Below are 18,384 nucleotides of genomic sequence, written 5' to 3' on the forward strand. Positions count from 1 at the left end.
TTAATCCCGGTTCAGATTAATTATACTTGTACTAAATTATGATATTAGTAATTGATGATGATATTGCCGTACGCACCTCACTGCTCCTGTTACTAACCGGCGAGGGTTATACTGCTGCGGATTGTGCCGGCCCTGTTGAAGCAATCAAGCTGATAAAAAAAAACGAGCCAGAGCTGATTATCCTCGATCTTAATTTTTCCAACGATACATCTGGTAAAGAAGGGATGCGGCTTTTGGGGCAGATCAAGCAAATAAATGCTGCTATTCCCATTATATTGATAACAGGCTGGGCGAGTATCGAACTTGCCGTACAGGGCATGAAAGCCGGGGCCAATGATTTTATCAATAAGCCCTGGAACAACGACCATTTGCTGCAATCGGTAAAAACACTGATTGATCTGAATGAGAAAAAGGCCGAACACCATACCCGCAAACAGCTTGATAAAACCTACAACTTTCAGCATATAATTGGCGAGGACCCCAAAATGCTGAATATTTTGGAAACGATAGGTCGGGTGGCAGGCACAGATGCATCAATACTGATAATGGGTGAAAGCGGTACGGGTAAAGAACTAATTGCCGAAGCTATCCACCAAAACAGCTTGCGCCGCAATAAGCCTTTCATAAAAGTAAATTTGGGTGGTATATCCACCTCGTTGTTTGAAAGTGAGATGTTTGGCCATGTGCGGGGGGCGTTTACTGATGCGCGGTTCGACAGGGTGGGCCGCTTTGAAATGGCTAATAAAGGCACCATTTTTTTAGATGAAATAGGTGACCTTGATGCCGGCAGCCAGGTAAAACTTTTACGTGTATTACAGGACAGGACTTACGAAGTACTGGGCAGCAGCCGCACTAAATCTGTAGATGTGCGCGTGGTTTGCGCTACCAACAAAAGTTTGGAGGAAATGGTTAATAAGGCTACTTTCAGAGAGGACTTACTGTACCGTATTAACCTAATTACTATTTACTTGCCTGCCCTGCGCGACAGGCCGAAAGATATCCCCCTGTTGGTAAACTATTTTATCGATAACCTAAAGGAAATTTATAACCGTCCGTCGCTATCTGTAGCCGCCAACGCTATGAAATGGCTGCAGCAATTGCCTTTGCCCGGTAATATCCGCCAGCTAAAAAATATCGTGGAGCGAACTATTTTGGTAAGTAAAAATGATGAGTTGGATATCGACGATTTTCGCACCCAACTGGAACTTTCGCCGGTAAAAAAGGGGAATATCCAACTGCCGGGCATCGGTACTTTAACATTGGAGGAAGTAGAGGTTGAAATGATAAAGCGGGCAATGGAACACCACAAAAACAGGGTGGCAAAAGCAGCGGCATCATTGGGCCTTACCCGCAGTGCGCTGTACCGGCGGCTGGATAAATACCAAATCCCTTACGATGAAGCTGAGGACTAAATATATCCTGTTCGTGGTAATTATCCACCTGGTTGCCCTTACGCTTACCTGGTTTATTTTTAAGGATAAGGTCTGGTTTATCGCATCCGAAGTATTTGTAATCATCTCAATTGTTATTGCTATACAGCTTTACAGGCAATTGATACAGCCGCTCAAAACCCTCATGCAGGGCGTAGAAGCTATAAAAGACCGCGATTTTAATGTGAAATTCCTCTCCACGGGTAAGCACGAAATCGACCAGCTGATTGACGTTTATAACCAAATGATGGACGAGTTGCGCACCGAGCGTACCCGACAAGAGCAGCAGCACTTTTTTTTAGAGAAGCTAATTTTTACCTCGCCCACAGGTATTGTCATTTTAGATTTTGACGATAACGTGCAGCAAATAAATCCCAAAGCCTTACAGATTTTCGGTATCGAAGCCAAACAGGTGCTTAACTACCCAGTCGATAGACAAGAGCATCCGTTGCTTCAGCAGATAAAATTGCTAGCATCGGGTGAAACTGTACTGGTTAAGGCAGATGGTATCAATACTTATAAACTGCAAAAATCGCACTTTGTGGACCGCGGATTTTCGCGGCATTTTATTATGATTGAAGATTTGACCGCCGAGATTGTAGCCGCTGAGAAAAATGTATACGGTAAAGTGATACGGATGATGGCGCATGAGGTAAATAATACGGTTGGCCCGGTTAATTCGATAATGCAGTCAGCATTAAAAACGGATAAACTTTGGGAAGGTCACCAGTTTAATGTGCTGAAGGATGCGTTGCAGGTAGCCATGGACAGGAACCAAAACCTCAATTTTTTTATGCGCAACTTTGCTGATTTGGTGAAGCTGCCGCCACCCAACAAACAACCTATTGACATGCATCAATTATTAAATTCTGTTGTGATGCTTATGGGGGTTAAAGCAAAAGACAACGATATCGAATTTAAATTAAAGCTGGCGGATGGCCCATTGAAAATTATGGCCGATGAGCAGCAAATGGAGCAGGTGTTAATAAATATTGTAAAAAACGCCATTGAGGCAATTGACAAAAACGGGACTATAACTCTAATTACAACAGCCTACAAAAATAGTGTCACTATTTCAGATACAGGCCCTGGTATTAATGCTGAACAAACGGCCAATTTATTTTCACCGTTTTTTAGTACCAAGAAAGATGGGCAGGGGATAGGGCTTACGCTGGTGCGCGAAATACTGGTTAATCATGGTTTTGAGTTCTCGTTAAAAACCGTAACTGCTAAGAAAACCGACTTTACCATATTATTTACTTAATATTTTATTTAATGCAGGGCTTTCATAATTGAAAATTAGTTGGTTATATTTAATTAATTTAAAACCTAATCTTTTGATAAATTATGGAAACTAAATCTTCAACCAAGTACGTAGCCGAACTCATCGGCACATTTTGCCTTGTACTGTTCGGGTGCGGCGCCGCGGTTATTGCAGGCGCTTCTGACCCGGGAATTCCACCTTCGGGTATCGGTCTGTTAGGTATTTCACTTGCTTTTGGTGTAAGTGTTGTGGTTATGGCGTATACAATCGGTCCAATTTCCGGTTGCCACATTAATCCCGCCATTTCCATTAGCATGCTGGCTGCCGGCAAACTAAGTGTTAAAGATTGTGTGGGATATGTGATTTCGCAATGTATCGGTGCCGTTTTTGCTTCGGGCGTATTGTATTTGTTGCTGTCCGGCAAACCCGGCTTTTCGATGGGCGAGTATGCCCTCGGCGCCAACGGTTGGGGTGAAGGCTACTTGGGTAAATATTCAACCCAATCAGCATTTATTGCAGAGGCTGTATTTACATTCCTGTTCCTGGTGGTTATTTATGGAACTACTGCCAAACGCGCAAACCCGGCAATGGCTGGCCTGGCTATAGGTTTATCGCTGGTGTTAATCCATTTAGTGGTAATCCCAATCACAGGCACGTCAGTAAATCCTGCCCGCAGCCTTGGCCCCGCAATATTTGCAGGTGGAAAAGCGCTCAACCAGTTATGGTTGTTTGTGGTTGCCCCGATACTTGGCGGCCTCGTAGCTGCCGGTTTCTGGAAAGGTGTTATGGAACAAAAAGAAAGCATTGTGAGCAAAACTGTTGAAGTTCACGAAGATATATCGATAAACAGGGTATAGTATCCCCGTTTATTTTGTCTGAACCATGATAAAGAATTAAAAGATTAACGTGATGCTAAGCATCAGGTAATCCTAAAATCAGGTAAATCATGGTTCAGACATTAACAAATCCCTCAAATCCGCTTAATCCCGGTTCGCAGGCAACCAATCCCCGTATCCCCGCGTAATGTGATTGTAGGTTTTAACCCAATCACCCCTAAAACAATTGAAGCAAGTATTAGCAGGTATTTCGGCTATCTTAAATGGCAGGGAAAAGATGAAGCTGTATAAGCTCATTGTTTTCGACCTTGTTATTGGTGTGCTGGATATTGCGTTTTTAGGAGCCCTGCTTTTTGTTTTGAACCTGTATACCAAAAATTCAACGCAGATCAGGCTTTCGTTCTTGCCACAATTGTTACTAAATCCGGATTCACTGCTGCTCATCGGTGTGTTTTTTATCCTTTTTAGCTTAAAAAACCTGTTTGGCTACATCGGTTTAAAATCGCAACACCATTTTTTTTACAATGTGGCATCAAGGCTTTCCAAACGGAATTTACTTAACTATCTTTCGGACGATTACGGTCGGTTTGTAGGTATAGATTCGTCCGTCCAGGTCCGGCAAATAAGTCAGCAACCTATCGAATTTAGCCATTACATACTCACCAACGTTCAGCAAATTGTATCGCAGCTAATATTGATATCTTTTACCGTGCTAGCTATCTTGTTTTACCACCCTACATTATTCCTGCTGCTTTTTTTATTGCTGTTACCACCTGTCGTTTTGTTGGGATGGTACATCAGGAAAAGATTGAAAGATGTTCGCGACAGCATAAAAATAACCAACGAAAAAGCACTGCAACACCTGCACGAATCGCTGGCCGGTTACGTAGAAAGTAATGTATACGACAAGAATGAGTTTTTTTCGGAACGTTATTCCAGCTATCAAAATCAACTGAATGAAAACATTGCCACCCAGCAAACCTTGCAAAGCCTGCCATCGCGCCTGGTGGAAGTTTTTGCCGTGCTGGGCTTTTTAATATTGGTTATCATTAACAAGTTATCGCCCGGCGCACCAGGTGTTAATATGGTAACCATCGGAGTGTTTATGGCCGCTGCATATAAAATTATACCGGGTATTGTAAAAATACTAAACAGTAGCGGGCAGATAAAAACTTACAAGTTTACCTTAGCAGATTTATTGCCGGCAGAAGCTGGCGTGTCATCGGCACGGAAAACCATCGCTGTAGAACCGGTTAACGCTATTGCTTTTGAAAGCATCAGTTTTACTTATAAAAATCATCCCGTTTTAAATAATCTCAGCTTCGATATTAAACCGGGCGATTTTGTAGGTGTATCCGGCAATTCAGGTAAAGGAAAAACAACAATTATTAATCTCTTGCTTGGTTTTCTAACTCCTGGTGGCGGCAATATCTGCATTAATAACACCAAAACCAGCGACGTTGACCGGGTTGCCTATCGCAGCCACATTTCGTATGTAAAGCAGCAGCCATTTTTTATTAACGATTCGATTATAAAAAACATTACCCTTTCTGACAACGGTTATAACCCCGGCAAGTTACAGGAAACTGCCGTTTTAAGCGGTGTTGAAAAGCTTGTAGAACATTACCCGGAAGGGATGGAAAAGATAATTACCGAAAATGGCAAAAACATAAGCGGTGGCCAGCGGCAACGGGTTATGCTGGCAAGGGCACTGTATCACGATTTTGATTTACTGATACTGGACGAACCATTCAGCGAAATGGATAGTGCGTCGGAAAATGATATCCTTACCCAAATGAAACAGCTTACCACGCAGGGTAAAATGATATTGTTTATTACTCATAATAAAAGCAGCCTTAAATATTGTAAAAAAGTAATAACGATTGATGAAAAGTAAAAGGCAAACATTGGTAATTTTAAGTCCCGGCTTTCCGAAAGATAGGTCGGATACGGCATGTTTGCCCCCGCAGCAAATCTTTGTAAAAGCATTAAAGGAAATTTGCCCCGGTCTTAATATTATAGTTTTGACTTTTCAATACCCATTTTTTGCTGCTGAGTATGAATGGCATGGTGTAAAAGTAATTTCAATTGGAGGCAAAGACCGTGGCAGGATTTATCGCCTGGTTACCTGGATAAAAGCCTGGCTGATACTGAAAAAACTCCACAAAGAACATCGGCTGATAGGCCAGCTGAGCTTTTGGTTTGGCGAGTGTGCATTTGTGGGTAGTCGTTTTGCGAAGAAACACCACCTGGCGCATTATAGTTGGCTGCTTGGGCAGGACGCAAGGAAACGGAATAAATATTTTAAATGGATAAAACCGAAGGGCGATGAACTGATAGCCTTATCTGATTTTGTCGCGCGGGAAGTGAAGAAAAATTATGGGGTAAAACCGCTTCATGTTATCCCGGTAGGTATTGACACTTCGTTATTTAAAACAACTCCTGCTAAACGGGACGTAGATATTTTAGGAGCCGGGGCATTAATCCCTTTAAAACAGTATGACCTTTTTATTGAAGCAATTGCTTACCTGAAAGAGGACTTTCCCAACATCAACGCGGTAATTTGCGGCAAGGGGCCCGAAATGCAATCGTTAATATCAATGGCCCGGGCAAAAGGGGTAGAGGGTAATATAACCTTTAAGGGCGAAGTGCCGCATAAAGAGGTATTGAAGTTGATGCAACGATCGAAAATCTTTTTGCACCCATCCGGGTACGAAGGTTTTGGCGCAGTTATATCCGAAGCGTTGTACGGTGGTGCGCAAGTCGTATCATCCTGCAAACCCATGGATAAGGAGTATCGTCATCATTTTGTGGTAAAATCACAAGGAGAAATGAACGCCCGTTTGCTATCTCTTTTAAAGAATAAAAAACTCGATCACGACCCGGTGTTGATGTGTTCGATTGAGCAAATCGCCAAAAATATGATTAGTTTGTTTGTGGATTAAGATTTCCTGATCAAAATTCTGATGATTCAACGGTTAGCGAACTACCATAGATTAGCCTCATTCGCTTATAACTCTTTTACTATTTCTTCTATCCGCTTTGCTATTGCGCCAAACGATAGCTTCTCTTTGAAATAACTCAAACACAATTCCCGTTTTTCTTTAAGATCTAATTTATCAAGGCTATTCAAAGCAGCTAAGAGCGCGGCTTCGTTTCCGGCCTCGTACAGTACACCGCATTTACCATTGTCAACAATCATCCTGAACGAAAGTATATCCGTAACAACAGGTACGCATCCGCATGACATGGCCTCGCATACCGCCGTTCCGCTGCCTTCATAGTGTGAGCCCGATATCAAAAAGTCTGCGCTGTTAAACCAGTACTGCAGGTCATCGTGGGGCACCTGCCCAACCAATGTGATATTATGTTCTCCCGCATTTTTAGCTATTAGTTCCTTTATTGCGGGCAATAGTTCCGCAGTATGATAAATCATATATAGGTGCACGGTTGTGTTGGTTTTGGCATGTTTTAAAAAGGCCTTTACCACGTTCAGCGGGTCTTTATTATCGTTAAGCCTTCCCACCCATAAAAACACCGGGCTGCCTGTAGCCCCGGTTTTCTTCCTGGCTAAAGCTCTACCAATGGGATAAAAATTGGATGATACCTCCATCACTTCCTGTATTTTCCAATAGGCAGAAATATTTCCTTTTCTTACCCAATCCAACCCCATATCCATCGCGGCAAACAGGTAGGCATCTGTAAATCGGTCTGCCAGCTTTTGCGCGTATTTTTTTAAGCCGGTCATTGGTTTTTCAGCGTGGTGATGAGCTATTATCTTTGTTTTCTTAGGTAGGATGAGGTGTAATAATATCAATTGCACCGGGTTATGCAATCCCTGCACTATTACAACGTCCGGCTTTAGGTTTTTTATAAACCGGTTTAGTTTAAAGGGAAAATGTGTTTTTTTACGGTTTAAGTTTACAAACTTATACTCCACGCCATTGTGCATGGCATCTCCTTCATAGTCAATTTGCTTAAGGCTGATTACCTGGTTGTTTTTTGCCAGTTGCTCAAAAATACCCTCATAGCCGGCAGTGCGCTTAAACCAGCTTTCGGGCGTGTCAAAACCGGGGGAATAACTATAACTTATGGATACGTACAGCATACAACCGTGTTTTAAAATAGCCCGTCAATACTTTTGTATTTACTGTTTTGAAACTGTAAAAAACCAACGTGGTAAAGCGATGATGGTTTGCTTTTTAATTGCGTTTTGCTTAGAACACGCCCGACCATCAGCATGTGGTAGCCCATTTTTTTGTTCGAGATGATTTCTATCTCCTTATACGCACCCACAAAGTCGGGCACTGGGAATTTGAACAGTTCGCTCGGTATCGTTTTAAAAGGTAATTGGGCCGGCGATGTTGGCGATTTGCTGGAATGCTTGCCCAGGCTATAGATTGTTTCAATATCAACATCATTGGTATCGCAAACAACTACTTTTTTGGCGGCAAGTATCTTGTCGAGGGTAACATTGGTGGTTCGGAGGCCTAATATGTACATGTCTTCCTGTTGTATGTAGCCATGTATATCCATCGGGAAAATATTGCAATACCCGTCGTCTTTATAGGATACGATAATGATACTGCGCGGGTACGAATACATTGCACTGATAACCCTGCGACTTTGATAGGTATTGGCTTTCGATCGTAAAAAGTAGGCAAACAGTACCAGCCGGTGCAAAGTAGTTAATTGGTTGTTTTTTACACTTTCAACCTTAAATAAAAATAGCACACCGCTGGGGGTAGGTATTTTTTCAATAAGCGAAACATAGACGATGGCGTTGAGCTTCCATCCGGTAACAAAGTGAATTTGTGCTTCCTGGTTGCTGGTTAACGTGGCCTCATCGGCAGGTAACCAGGCTGCCATACAAAACGGATCGAGGCAAATCATGCTGTTGGTAGCCGTGATATCAGCCTGGTAAGTTCCATTTTTCAGGTAAACTTTTTCCTCAACATCTGCCGGGTGCAGCCTTGTAATATAAAACGTCCGTATTTTTTTATTGTCGAAAAAAAGCTTGTTTATTAATCCCATTTTTAAAAAGTATCAATATCTGCTGATGTGAATTTAACTTTATCCAGCGGCAAATCCTCACCTAATACCTTAAATATTGCCGGAAAGGATTGAATAGATTTAAACCGCATAGCAAACAGTCCGTGTAAGGTAGTTCCGGGGCTTGCATGAAAATGTATTTGTTTAAGCCCAAGTTTACCGGCAAGTTTTTTTAGCTCGTACATCATATCGTCAAAATCATCGGCCTGCAAATTAATATCCCCAATTAAAAGTATGCCGTTTATTTTAATCCATAAAGTTGAACGGCCTACTTTAATAACTTTTGTATCGTTGTATGACTTGTATTTTAAATAACTGTCATCCCGGTAAACTCCACTGCATCCGTCATTAAATACCGAATTTTCTATCCCTCTTTGCTGCAGCAGGTGCTTCTTCAGAACGCGTTCCTGGTAGCGGCCATGCAGCGTTTTTATTGCCGGTAATTTTCCAAAAAAACGGTTCCACGAAAAATTCGGGGTGTGGATGATAAAACAATCTAAATAATGCGTCGTCTGCCAGCCCAGCTTGTTTACAAAGCCGGGCAGGGAGTTTTGATTTGGAAAGCCAAAAAGCAGCCTGATACACAGTTCGCTGCATAGCTGAAACGTAGTGAGAGCCAGTTCCACAAATAGCCCCCTGTTACGGTGCGCAGGGTGTGTCATCGTATCGGCCGATTGTGCAGCCAAAATAACACCGTTGTCAGCTTTTATAAAACACGGTATAACCGCATAAAATGCAATTGGCTGCCGCCACGTGGTGTAGGCAATAAAGCCTGTAAATTCAACACCGCTGAACGTAGTATTATATTTTTTTGCAAAAAAATCCCGGGAGACCTCTTTTCCATAAACGGTACTATGCAGTAGCCCTACATCAGCCAGGTTGCCTGCGGTTAACCTTTCAACGGTATATTTATCGGTGGCCGGTTTACTACTCATAGCTACCCTTTATGGTTGCACGCATTTGGTTGTTAACTGAAATAAATGGATTTATGGTAAAACGTTCGCGCATGGCGGCGTCACTTTTATCAGCCCGATTTAAAAAGTCGGTGGCAAGCAGTTGGGTATAACCGGCTCTTTTTGCTGATGCAATAACTTCGGGACTGTAGGAGCCGTAGGGGAATGCAAAGCTGCAAATACTTTTTTGGGTAATGTTTTCAAGAAAAATCTTGCTTTTAACTAACTCAGCCATAGCATCATTAATATTAATTCTTGCTAAATCGTTATGATAGAGACTATGTGCGCCAATGGTGACAAAAGGCGAAGCCGATAACTCCGCTATTTGGCTTACAGACATTTGTTGCCAATAGTCATAATCGGATGGGTTTGTTTTAAAGGGCGATAATGGGTACAATTCCTTCATCATCGCTGCCTTTTCGATAAAACCACAGCCCCACAGCTTTTCAATTAAACCCGTACCTGTTGTTGTCGAAATATATTTGTTATGCCCGTTTTTTATGTATGTCTCATCACTCACAACGATTTTATCCGGGCCGTACTTGCCAAAAATGCTGATAAAATCGTTCCATAAAACATTGTGGCCTTCACTTGTTATAGCAGTTATAAAAAATGTTGCCGGCACCTGGTATTGCTGCAAAAGCGGTAAAACATATTTAAGGTTATTCGCAAATCCGTCATCAAACGTCAGGCAAATATTGAACTTATCGTTGCTGAATTTTTGTGCGTAGTAATCATCCAGCGACACCACATTAAAGTGCTTTTTATAGAATTTAAGATGTGCCTCAAAAGTTTTTTTGGTGATGAAAAGCGTGTTGAATTTTAACGGTTCGCTACTACAAACACCGTGATAAAGTATTATCCTGTTGCCTTTTGAATATTTATAAATGCCATTGCCCAATCCAAGCGTATGCTGTAAATCCCTGGAGAGGTAAACGGCGCGCCTGACAGCCCTGGCTGATATTTTTTGCAGCAGGTTCATACCTCGATTGTTTCGTTAATTGTCACAGGGAATTTAGTGTTTGGCTGGTGTATCCGTATTTGTTTTATCAATGCAGGTACATCACCCTTTACATATTTACAACAATCGGTGAAAAAAACGCGGCTAAAACCGGTTAAATCCATGTCGTGCAATTGCGGCAGCAATTCTTCATCAAAAAGGCTGATTTCCCCTTTGTGGGTTACCAGCAAGATTTCCACTGGATTAAGCGCAAAAAAGGCATTGTAGCTATTTTTTCCTGTAGGTTTTTTTGCCACTACCAGATCTGCATCCTTGCCGGTAGCAATATCGCCGCAATTCAGCTTCCAAACAGTGGTCGGGTTATGGTTTAAGGTCGCGAAAAGACCTTCATCGCTAAGCATACCGGTGTCCCTCGCGAGTCGTAGTTGTTCCCAAATGTTCCAGTTGCCGGTTAAGGTAGAGTCGGTCCCGAATAGAATTTCGGTATGATTACTCAATACATTAACCGGGGCGGTTTTATTTAGCAGGAAGAAATTCGTTTCGGGGCACCATACTATCGCTTCAAAATGTTGGGCCTGCTCGCCCAACATGGCAACTCCATGTACGCCTATTAATTTTCGTTTTAAAATGTTAAATTTTATCAGTTTGTCAATTTCTTTCGACGATTGCGCGTCGGTTCCCTCGCCAACATGTATGTTTACAGGCAGACTCTTTTTTGCCGGGTTATTCAGCTTTACTTTCCACTGTTTTTCAAACTGCACTGAGTGCAGGCAATGGGTTTCTTCAAAAACCGTTATCGGCATATTTGTTAAACCACTTTTTTCGCCGTGATTAACCACGGTGGTAACACCGCAAAGCAGGTTTTTGTAAACACCCCATTGGAATCGTAATGCTGCCGGTATTTTTGTTATGGCAGCAATTTCGTCTTTATATGCCTCGTGTATATGTTTACCCCATTCGGTGTAATTACTAAAAACCTTGCCACCAAGGGCGGGGAACAGGTTGAAATCCAGGTGGTCGTGCGAGTTGATGAGGCCGGGGAAAGCGATGGCGTTGTTAAACGATATACTGAGGTGCACAATTTTGCCGTTGGCAGATGCCGGATTAATGTCCGCTATCTTTCCGTTGCAAACCCGGATGTTTACCGGTGTCTCAGTTCCCAATATATCAACATTTTGCAGGACCATTATTCCCTCCCGAAATGTATCCCATATATTATTGGGAAGCCTTTAAATTTTTCGTAAACGTGCATGGCGTTTTGTACCTGGTAGTAGTGCCGAACGGTTTCATCAACGCGTTTTTCGATCTCATTGATCACCCTGAAATTATTTTTCGAAAGTATCGCCTTAATTTTATCGGTGGGGTGTACAAAATTTTGTACCGCAATATGCGTGTTATTATGCTTAAAGGTACGCTGCCCGCCCGATGCCAGCGCATTGGGGTGGAAATCAGTAATGATAATTTCGCCTTTATCTTTTACTAAGCGGCTCCACGAGGTTAAGGCCTCCTCAAGGTTCTTAATATGGGCGACTGTAAGGGTTGACAGGATTACATCGTACGTGTTATCAGGGATTTTTGAAAAATGGTTATCAGTAATCACATAGGTCTCATTAGAAGGGAATTTTTCGCGCAATTTTCCCAGCATGCCATGCGAAACATCGAAACCCGTGAGACTCGCAATGTCTTCATTGAAAATTTTAGGCCAATGCCTGCCTGTTCCACAGCCAATATCGGCCACGTTTTTATTTTTTATATCGATAGTATTCAACAGTTCGGTAAAAACCAGTTCATCCAAATCGAGCATGAGGTTACCCGGTTGCGCATCGTAGTCATCAGCCCAGATATCGTATGCCTCTACAACTCCCCGTTCTTTGAAGGCGGCTGGTTGGACGTTTTTACGGAAAATTTTTTTCAGCGTTTCTATCATTGTAAAAGAGTCAGGAATCAAGAGCCAAGAGTCAAGATATAAAAATTAAGCACCAAATCCTATATCTTATTGTATTGGTTCCTGATTCTTGCCTCTTGATTCTCTAATTCTCTATTCGTCATTACGCTTAAATAGCTGTGCCGGTTGCCCACGCAAATTATTTAATGCGGCAGGCAACCATAGCTTTTTACAGGGCGTAATTACTGTTGAGTAATTGTTTAATTGGGGTTAATTGGGTTTTGTGTGAATTGATGTCTCCGTATGGGAAATACCGGTGGTGTAAAACCGCCGGTATTACGGAGATTTTACCCTGGTACCGCATAACGTGTTAGCAAAAGATGAGTAAGATACTATTGTTTAATCCCAAAAGTTCAATTAATAAATACCGCATCCCTAATTCAATTTTAAACATTGCCGCATCGGTTAATGATAAATATGATTGGGTTATTGTTGACGGTAATTGTGAATCGGACCCTATAAAAAAGATAGAATCGTACCTCAACAGCGGTGAGTTCAAGTATCTTGGCTTTACAGTTATGCCCGGGCCGCAATTGAGGCAGGCCATTCTCGCCGCTAAGGCGATAAAACAAAAGTTCCCTGATACCACCATGATTTGGGGCGGTTACTTTCCATCCAATCAACCAAATGCGGTGTTGTATTCGGGTTATGTCGATTTTATCATCAACGGCCCCGGCGATCATGCTTTTCCTAACTTAATTGATGCCTTAGAGAGCGGCCAGCCATTTGAATTTATTAAAAACCTTATCTATAAGGCTCCTGATGGGAAAATAACCAAGACCGCGAAGGAAGATTTAATAGATCAGGATTCGCTCCCGCCGCTGCCTTACGATAAGTTGGGCACGTTTTATCCCATTACCAAGTTTTTAGGCAAAACCTACCTGGGGAATAAAACACTGGCCTATCACTCCAGTATAGGTTGTCCGTTTACCTGCTCATTTTGTGCCGTGGTGCCGATATACGAGGCACGGTGGAAAGGAAAATCTGCGCAGGCAATTTATAAAGATGTAAAATACATAAAGGATAAATGGGGGGCGGATGCTATCGAATTTCATGACAACAACTTTTTTGTTTCAGAAAAACGTGCGGTTGAGTTTGCGAACCTGGTGAAGGATGAGAACATGACATGGTGGGGCATGGCGCGTATTGACACCATGAGCAAGTTTAAGGATTCATCTTTAGCGGCTATACGGGAAGCTGGCTGCAAAATAATTTTCTTTGGGGCGGAGAGTGGTAACAACGAGGTTTTGGCGCAGATGGATAAGGGTGGTACCCAAACCGGTAACCAGATTATTGAGTTTGCCGAACGGTTAAAAAAGTTCGATATCATCCCCGAATATTCCTTTGTGTTGGGTACACCGGCGCCAACACCGGAAAAGGTACAGGCCCAGATTGATTTTGAGATTGACTTTATTAAAAAAGTTAAGGCCGTAAACCCAAAGACAGAGATAATAATTTATACCTACAGCCCTGTACCTACGGAAGGCTCGGAAATGTATAAGCAGGTATTGGCCAGCGGTTTCCGTTTTCCGCAAACTTTAGAAGATTGGATAAGCCCTGCATGGGAAAGTTTTGACTTGCGGAAAAATCCGCTAACCCCGTGGCTCACACCTGATATGATTGATAAGATACGGAACTTTGAAACGGTGCTTAACGGAGTGTATCCTACAGTTACAGACATCCGGCTTAATTTAATAAAACGGAAGGCTATACAATTGGTGGCCGGCCTGCGTTACAAAGTTAATATGTACAAATATCCGTACGAAATAAAGCTGTTGCAAAAAGTTTGGCGTTACCGCCAGCCCGAAATACAAGGTTTTTAATCCAATATTAAAGTGCACCTGGTTAATTTAAGTGTTGAGAATAAACGTGATGAAACCGTAGATACGGCTTTCGGAGATTTGTACATTGATGTACGAAACCAGGAAAAACGCGTTTTAACAGATTGCCAGGTAATGTTTTTGCCAGATATTGAACCGACACATATCCATTATAAAGAATGGCAGGTAAGGAAAAGATCGGCAAAAAGATTGATTGATTATCTGAAGGAAAAAAGCAAACCGCTTAATATTTTAGAAGTGGGCTGCGGCAATGGTTGGTTATCGTCGATGCTGTTAACCATCAAAGGCTCAAAAGTTACCGGCATAGATGTAAACGAACCTGAAATTATGCAGGCGAAACGTCTTTTTAAAAACGAAAGGCTAGATTTTATTTGTGCGGGTTTCGACCCCACCATGTTTTCGGGCTCAAAGTTTGATGTTATTTTATTTGCAGCATCCATACAATATTTCCCATCGCTAAAAAATATTTTGCAAAGTGCGCTTTCATGTTTGAAAGGGAATGGCGAAATTCATATTATCGATACAAATTTTTACAGTGCTAACCAGGTTGAAGGTGCTGCTCGCCGGACCGAACAATACTACAACGACATGGGGTACCCCGAAATGGCGGCCTATTATTTCCATCACACTGTAAACGATTTGAAGCCATTTAATTACCGGGTATTATTTAACCCGCACAGGCTGGTCAATAAAATGAGTAAAAGAGACCCATTTTACTGGGTGACCATAAAACATTAAATATTATGCCGGGGCAATCGCTATTACATACCTATAAAAGGCATCGTACTTTAAAAACAAGTATTGTATCGGCATTGCCTATAGTTATTTTGATGCCCCACAGCGCATGTAATTGCCGCTGCGTGATGTGCGATATCTGGAAAGATAACAAAAACCTGAAGCAGCTAACAGAAGATGACGTTTTTGGCTTGCTTGGTGCCATGAAAAAATTTGGTACGCAGGAAGTCCTAATGTCTGGTGGGGAAGCTTTGCTGAATGCCAATTTTTTTAAGCTGTGCCAGATCCTTAAGCAAAACAACATCAAGGTAACCTTGCTTACAACCGGGCTCACTATTAAAAAGCACGCCCTTCAAATACTGGAGTTTGTTAGCAATGTTATCGTATCAATTGATGGAGATGAGCCGCTGCATGATGCCATCCGGAACATTCCGAATGCTTTTAGTAAGTTGAGGGATGGCGTTGAGTGTATTAAGTCAATAAATCCGTATTATCGGATAACTGCCCGTACTGTTATACACCGTTTAAACTTCAGGAACTGGGAAGCCATAATCAATGCGGCGCGGTTGATGGGGATAGATCAGGTCAGCTTTTTACCTGCCGACGTAAGCAGTCATGCATTTAACCGACAAATGGCCTGGGAAGAACCCAAGCAGCACGAAATATTAATTTCCGAACGCGAGTTGCCAGAGCTGCAGGAAGTAATAACGCGCATAATCAGTAATTCATCAAATTTCACCAACAGGTTTATTGCCGAATCGCGGGAGAAGATACAGGACATTTACAATTATTATGCCGCATTTTATGGGTTAAATCCTTTTCCTTTCAAAAAATGTAATGCGCCATGGGTATCTACAGTTATTGAGGCGGATGGGAATGTAAGGCCCTGCTTTTTTCACGATGTGATAGGCAACATCAGGGATTCATCATTGGATGTCATCTTAAATAGCGATAACGCAGTTAATTTCAGGAAAACGTTGGAGATGAGTAAGAATGATGCCTGCATAAAATGCGTATGTTCACTAAATCTGTCGCCGTTTGCAAAGCTGGCTTAATTTATAAAGTATGAAGAGTATCTTGTTTTCACATTCCTACTTTTTGCGTTTTGACCCAAAGCAATGGCAGTTGGGGCAGCCTTACCCACCGCTGGGCACCATTTACGCCGCCGCTTTTATGCGCCAAAATAACTATACAGTTTCGCTTTTTGATACCATGTTTGTGAGTGATCCGCAGGAAATTAAGTCATCGCTGGAAAAAAATAAACCCGGCTATTTTGTGGTGTACGACGATGGCTTTAATTACCTCACAAAAATGTGCCTCACAAACATGCGCGAGGCGGCCTTTGAAATGTGTAAAATAGCTAAAGCCAATGGCTGCACTGTTATCGTTTCAAGTTCGGACTCGACAGACCGTTACGCAGAATATTTAGCAGAAGGGGCCGATTTTGTGATAATAGGAGAGGCCGAGCATACCCTGCTGGAGCTAACCACCCACATAAAAGACGGCCTAAGTAATTTTGATTCTATAAACGGCCTTGCTTATATAAAAAACGGCGCTGTTACCAAAACAACCGGTCGCCCGGTTTTAAAAGATTTAGACAGCCTGCCCTTGCCGGCCTGGGATTTAATCGACATAGATATTTATCGCCAAACGTGGCTCAAAAACGCGGGGTATTTTTCATTGAACATGAGCACCACAAGGGGCTGCCCGTTTAAATGTAACTGGTGCGCCAAGCCAATTTACGGTAATCGCTACAACTCACGCAGCCCTGAAAACGTGGTTGCCGAGATTAAAATGCTTAAGGATCGCTATCAAATGGATCATATATGGTTTTGCGACGATATTTTCGGCTTGAAACCCGGATGGGTTAAAGAATTTGCAAAGCTGCTGTATATCGAAAATATTAAAATAAGGTTTAAAATACAATCCCGGGCTGATTTGTTGGCCGATGAGGAAACCGTTAAAGCCCTCGCGCTAGCCGGCTGTGAAAACGTTTGGATAGGAGCTGAGAGCGGCTCGCAGCAGATATTGGATGCCATGGATAAAGGCATCACCATTGCGCAAATACGCGACGCTACCCGGCTGATGAAGGAAAATAATATCAAACCATCGTTTTTTATCCAATTCGGGTATCCAGGCGAATTGAAGGATGATATTAAATTAACCATTGATATGATAAACGAATTATTGCCTTTTGAAATAGGTATATCGGTATCATACCCGCTACCCGGTACCGTGTTTTACGATAGGGTTAAAGCTGATTTAAAGAAAAAAACCAACTGGACAGATTCAGACGAGATGGCGCTGATGTTCAGCAATACTTTCCCTCCATCGTATTACAAACAGCTGCACAAGTACGTGCACCAAAACTATCATAAACACCTCGCTAAAAACAGCCTGGTTAAACTAATTCATAACCCGTTAAGTGCTAATTTTAAAAGTATCAGGAAAGCCGTTTCGGTGATTTATCATGCGCCTGCAACACTTATCGAAGGCCTGAAACTACGGAAGCTGGAGGAAGCATGATGGCAGCAGCAGGGGCAAATATCAACGAGCAACAGGCGGAATCGGCGTTTAGCACACAGTCGGTTATTTTTGATGAGTTGTACTCTGGCAATACCATTATTAACTATAAAAGGGAACGGGTGCGCGATCATGTTTTAAGATTGCTGGCGCCCGGCAGCTCAATCCTGGAGCTGAACAGCGGCACAGGCGAGGATGCATTATTTTTTGCAAACCGGGGCCACATAGTTCATGCAACTGATATATCTGAAGGGATGCAACAGGAGCTACAACGGAAGGTTGTGCTGAATGGTTTGGAGCACCATATTAGCACCGAAATATGTTCCTATACTCAGCTTTATAAAATAGAGAAAGCTGGTCCGTACGACCATATATTTTCCAACTTCGCAGGTCTTAATTGCACAGGTGATTTGGATAAAGTACTGGCATCATTTAATAATCTGCTAAAACCCGGGGGGACAGTTACTCTTGTGATTTTACCGAAATTTTGCCTTTGGGAAACCTTAATGATTTTTAAGGGGAAATTTCGTACGGCATTCCGCAGGTTTTTTAGCAACAAAGGGGCGACGGCGCACATTGAAGGGGTATACTTTAAGTGTTGGTATTATAATCCATCTTTTATCATAAAAAATCTCGGGGATAAATTTAGTGTAAATGGCTTAGAAGGCTTATGCACCATCGTACCGCCATCATACATAGAAGGTTTCGCTGAAAAGCACCCCAAAGCGTATCAATTTTTGAAAAATAAAGAAGATAAGTTAAAAACTACCTGGCCCTGGAAATATATTGGGGACTATTATATTATTTCTTTAACAAAGAAATAGTCGCTCATATCATTTGTGGA

At 42.2% G+C, this 18,384-nt stretch carries 16 protein-coding genes; 10 read left to right on the top strand and 6 right to left on the bottom strand.

What is annotated here, in order from left to right:
* Positions 1-38 precede the first annotated feature (38 nt).
* The 5 genes from NAF19_RS22080 to NAF19_RS22100 all read left to right on the top strand — a co-directional run bounded on the left by NAF19_RS22080 (position 39) and on the right by NAF19_RS22100 (position 6,475).
* Positions 39-1,412, top strand: coding sequence for a sigma-54-dependent transcriptional regulator (locus NAF19_RS22080; RefSeq protein WP_252792514.1), 1,374 nt, complete (start codon positions 39-41; stop codon positions 1,410-1,412).
* Positions 1,396-2,694, top strand: a complete 1,299-nt coding sequence (locus tag NAF19_RS22085; protein ID WP_252792515.1) for a sensor histidine kinase — start codon at positions 1,396-1,398, stop codon at positions 2,692-2,694. The genes NAF19_RS22080 and NAF19_RS22085 overlap by 17 nt, the downstream gene beginning before the upstream one ends.
* Positions 2,695-2,777: 83 nt before the next feature.
* Positions 2,778-3,551 carry an aquaporin Z gene (aqpZ, locus tag NAF19_RS22090; protein ID WP_252792516.1) on the top strand — a complete coding sequence of 258 codons (774 nt, stop codon included), beginning with the start codon at positions 2,778-2,780 and terminating at the stop codon, positions 3,549-3,551.
* A gap of 205 nt (positions 3,552-3,756) precedes the next feature.
* Entirely contained in the window at positions 3,757-5,427 is a 1,671-nt protein-coding gene (locus NAF19_RS22095; protein ID WP_252792517.1) for an ATP-binding cassette domain-containing protein, read from the top strand.
* Positions 5,417-6,475 carry a glycosyltransferase family 4 protein gene (locus NAF19_RS22100; protein WP_252792518.1) on the top strand — a complete coding sequence of 353 codons (1,059 nt, stop codon included), beginning with the start codon at positions 5,417-5,419 and terminating at the stop codon, positions 6,473-6,475. Before NAF19_RS22095 ends, NAF19_RS22100 begins: the two co-directional genes overlap by 11 nt.
* Before the next feature lie 65 nt (positions 6,476-6,540).
* Here the strand turns inward: NAF19_RS22100 and NAF19_RS22105 are convergent, their stop codons facing one another.
* From NAF19_RS22105 to NAF19_RS22130, 6 genes are read right to left on the bottom strand one after another with little or no spacing between them, the layout of a single operon-like run.
* On the bottom strand, positions 6,541-7,638 hold the full coding sequence (locus NAF19_RS22105; RefSeq protein WP_252792519.1) for a glycosyltransferase family 4 protein: 1,098 nt from the start codon (positions 7,636-7,638) through the stop codon (positions 6,541-6,543).
* Positions 7,639-7,649: 11 nt separating this feature from the next.
* On the bottom strand, positions 7,650-8,564 hold the full coding sequence (locus tag NAF19_RS22110) for a hypothetical protein (protein WP_252792520.1): 915 nt from the start codon (positions 8,562-8,564) through the stop codon (positions 7,650-7,652).
* Between the two features lie 2 nt (positions 8,565-8,566).
* A complete protein-coding gene (locus NAF19_RS22115; protein ID WP_252792521.1) occupies positions 8,567-9,517 on the bottom strand; it encodes a GNAT family N-acetyltransferase in 951 nt (316 codons plus the stop codon).
* A complete protein-coding gene (locus tag NAF19_RS22120; protein ID WP_252792522.1) occupies positions 9,510-10,517 on the bottom strand; it encodes a polysaccharide deacetylase family protein in 1,008 nt (335 codons plus the stop codon). Before NAF19_RS22120 ends, NAF19_RS22115 begins: the two co-directional genes overlap by 8 nt.
* Positions 10,514-11,683, bottom strand: a complete 1,170-nt coding sequence (locus NAF19_RS22125; protein WP_252792523.1) for an amidohydrolase family protein — start codon at positions 11,681-11,683, stop codon at positions 10,514-10,516. The genes NAF19_RS22120 and NAF19_RS22125 overlap by 4 nt, the downstream gene beginning before the upstream one ends.
* Positions 11,683-12,423, bottom strand: coding sequence for a class I SAM-dependent methyltransferase (locus tag NAF19_RS22130; protein ID WP_252792524.1), 741 nt, complete (start codon positions 12,421-12,423; stop codon positions 11,683-11,685). The genes NAF19_RS22125 and NAF19_RS22130 overlap by 1 nt, the downstream gene beginning before the upstream one ends.
* A gap of 338 nt (positions 12,424-12,761) precedes the next feature.
* Between NAF19_RS22130 and NAF19_RS22135 the strand changes: the two genes are divergently transcribed.
* Genes NAF19_RS22135 through NAF19_RS22155 form a run of 5 tightly spaced genes read left to right on the top strand, consistent with a single transcriptional unit; the run spans position 12,762 to position 18,364 of the window.
* The gene (locus tag NAF19_RS22135; protein ID WP_252792525.1) at positions 12,762-14,264 is read left to right on the top strand and encodes a B12-binding domain-containing radical SAM protein; all 1,503 of its coding nucleotides are present in this window, start codon (positions 12,762-12,764) and stop codon (positions 14,262-14,264) included.
* A 12-nt stretch (positions 14,265-14,276) separates the two neighbouring features.
* Positions 14,277-15,020: a class I SAM-dependent methyltransferase gene (locus NAF19_RS22140; RefSeq protein ID WP_252792526.1), complete on the top strand. Its 744-nt coding sequence runs from the start codon at positions 14,277-14,279 to the stop codon at positions 15,018-15,020.
* A gap of 5 nt (positions 15,021-15,025) precedes the next feature.
* Positions 15,026-16,072 carry a radical SAM protein gene (locus NAF19_RS22145; RefSeq protein WP_252792527.1) on the top strand — a complete coding sequence of 349 codons (1,047 nt, stop codon included), beginning with the start codon at positions 15,026-15,028 and terminating at the stop codon, positions 16,070-16,072.
* A 10-nt stretch (positions 16,073-16,082) separates the two neighbouring features.
* Positions 16,083-17,543 (top strand): B12-binding domain-containing radical SAM protein, encoded by a 1,461-nt coding sequence (locus tag NAF19_RS22150; RefSeq protein WP_252792528.1) that lies wholly within the window; start codon positions 16,083-16,085, stop codon positions 17,541-17,543.
* Entirely contained in the window at positions 17,540-18,364 is an 825-nt protein-coding gene (locus NAF19_RS22155) for a class I SAM-dependent methyltransferase (protein WP_252792529.1), read from the top strand. The genes NAF19_RS22150 and NAF19_RS22155 overlap by 4 nt, the downstream gene beginning before the upstream one ends.
* The last annotated feature ends 20 nt before the right edge of the window (positions 18,365-18,384 follow it).

The sequence above is a fragment of the Mucilaginibacter flavidus genome (assembly GCF_024055575.1).
Taxonomy (GTDB): Bacteria; Bacteroidota; Bacteroidia; order Sphingobacteriales; family Sphingobacteriaceae; genus Mucilaginibacter; species Mucilaginibacter flavidus.

What these genes read in the sequence shown, in the direction of transcription:
- NAF19_RS22115 (WP_252792521.1), bottom strand. Translation starts at nt 9,517, where the DNA reads ATGAGTAGTAAACCGGCCACCGATAAATATACCGTTGAAAGGTTAACC.
- aqpZ (WP_252792516.1), top strand. Translation starts at nt 2,778, where the DNA reads ATGGAAACTAAATCTTCAACCAAGTACGTAGCCGAACTCATCGGCACA.
- NAF19_RS22150 (WP_252792528.1), top strand. Translation starts at nt 16,083, where the DNA reads ATGAAGAGTATCTTGTTTTCACATTCCTACTTTTTGCGTTTTGACCCA.
- NAF19_RS22135 (WP_252792525.1), top strand. Translation starts at nt 12,762, where the DNA reads ATGAGTAAGATACTATTGTTTAATCCCAAAAGTTCAATTAATAAATAC.
- NAF19_RS22155 (WP_252792529.1), top strand. Translation starts at nt 17,540, where the DNA reads ATGATGGCAGCAGCAGGGGCAAATATCAACGAGCAACAGGCGGAATCG.
- NAF19_RS22130 (WP_252792524.1), bottom strand. Translation starts at nt 12,423, where the DNA reads ATGATAGAAACGCTGAAAAAAATTTTCCGTAAAAACGTCCAACCAGCC.
- NAF19_RS22110 (WP_252792520.1), bottom strand. Translation starts at nt 8,564, where the DNA reads ATGGGATTAATAAACAAGCTTTTTTTCGACAATAAAAAAATACGGACG.
- NAF19_RS22085 (WP_252792515.1), top strand. Translation starts at nt 1,396, where the DNA reads ATGAAGCTGAGGACTAAATATATCCTGTTCGTGGTAATTATCCACCTG.
- NAF19_RS22080 (WP_252792514.1), top strand. Translation starts at nt 39, where the DNA reads ATGATATTAGTAATTGATGATGATATTGCCGTACGCACCTCACTGCTC.
- NAF19_RS22105 (WP_252792519.1), bottom strand. Translation starts at nt 7,638, where the DNA reads ATGCTGTACGTATCCATAAGTTATAGTTATTCCCCCGGTTTTGACACG.
- NAF19_RS22120 (WP_252792522.1), bottom strand. Translation starts at nt 10,517, where the DNA reads ATGAACCTGCTGCAAAAAATATCAGCCAGGGCTGTCAGGCGCGCCGTT.
- NAF19_RS22100 (WP_252792518.1), top strand. Translation starts at nt 5,417, where the DNA reads ATGAAAAGTAAAAGGCAAACATTGGTAATTTTAAGTCCCGGCTTTCCG.
- NAF19_RS22145 (WP_252792527.1), top strand. Translation starts at nt 15,026, where the DNA reads ATGCCGGGGCAATCGCTATTACATACCTATAAAAGGCATCGTACTTTA.
- NAF19_RS22125 (WP_252792523.1), bottom strand. Translation starts at nt 11,683, where the DNA reads ATGGTCCTGCAAAATGTTGATATATTGGGAACTGAGACACCGGTAAAC.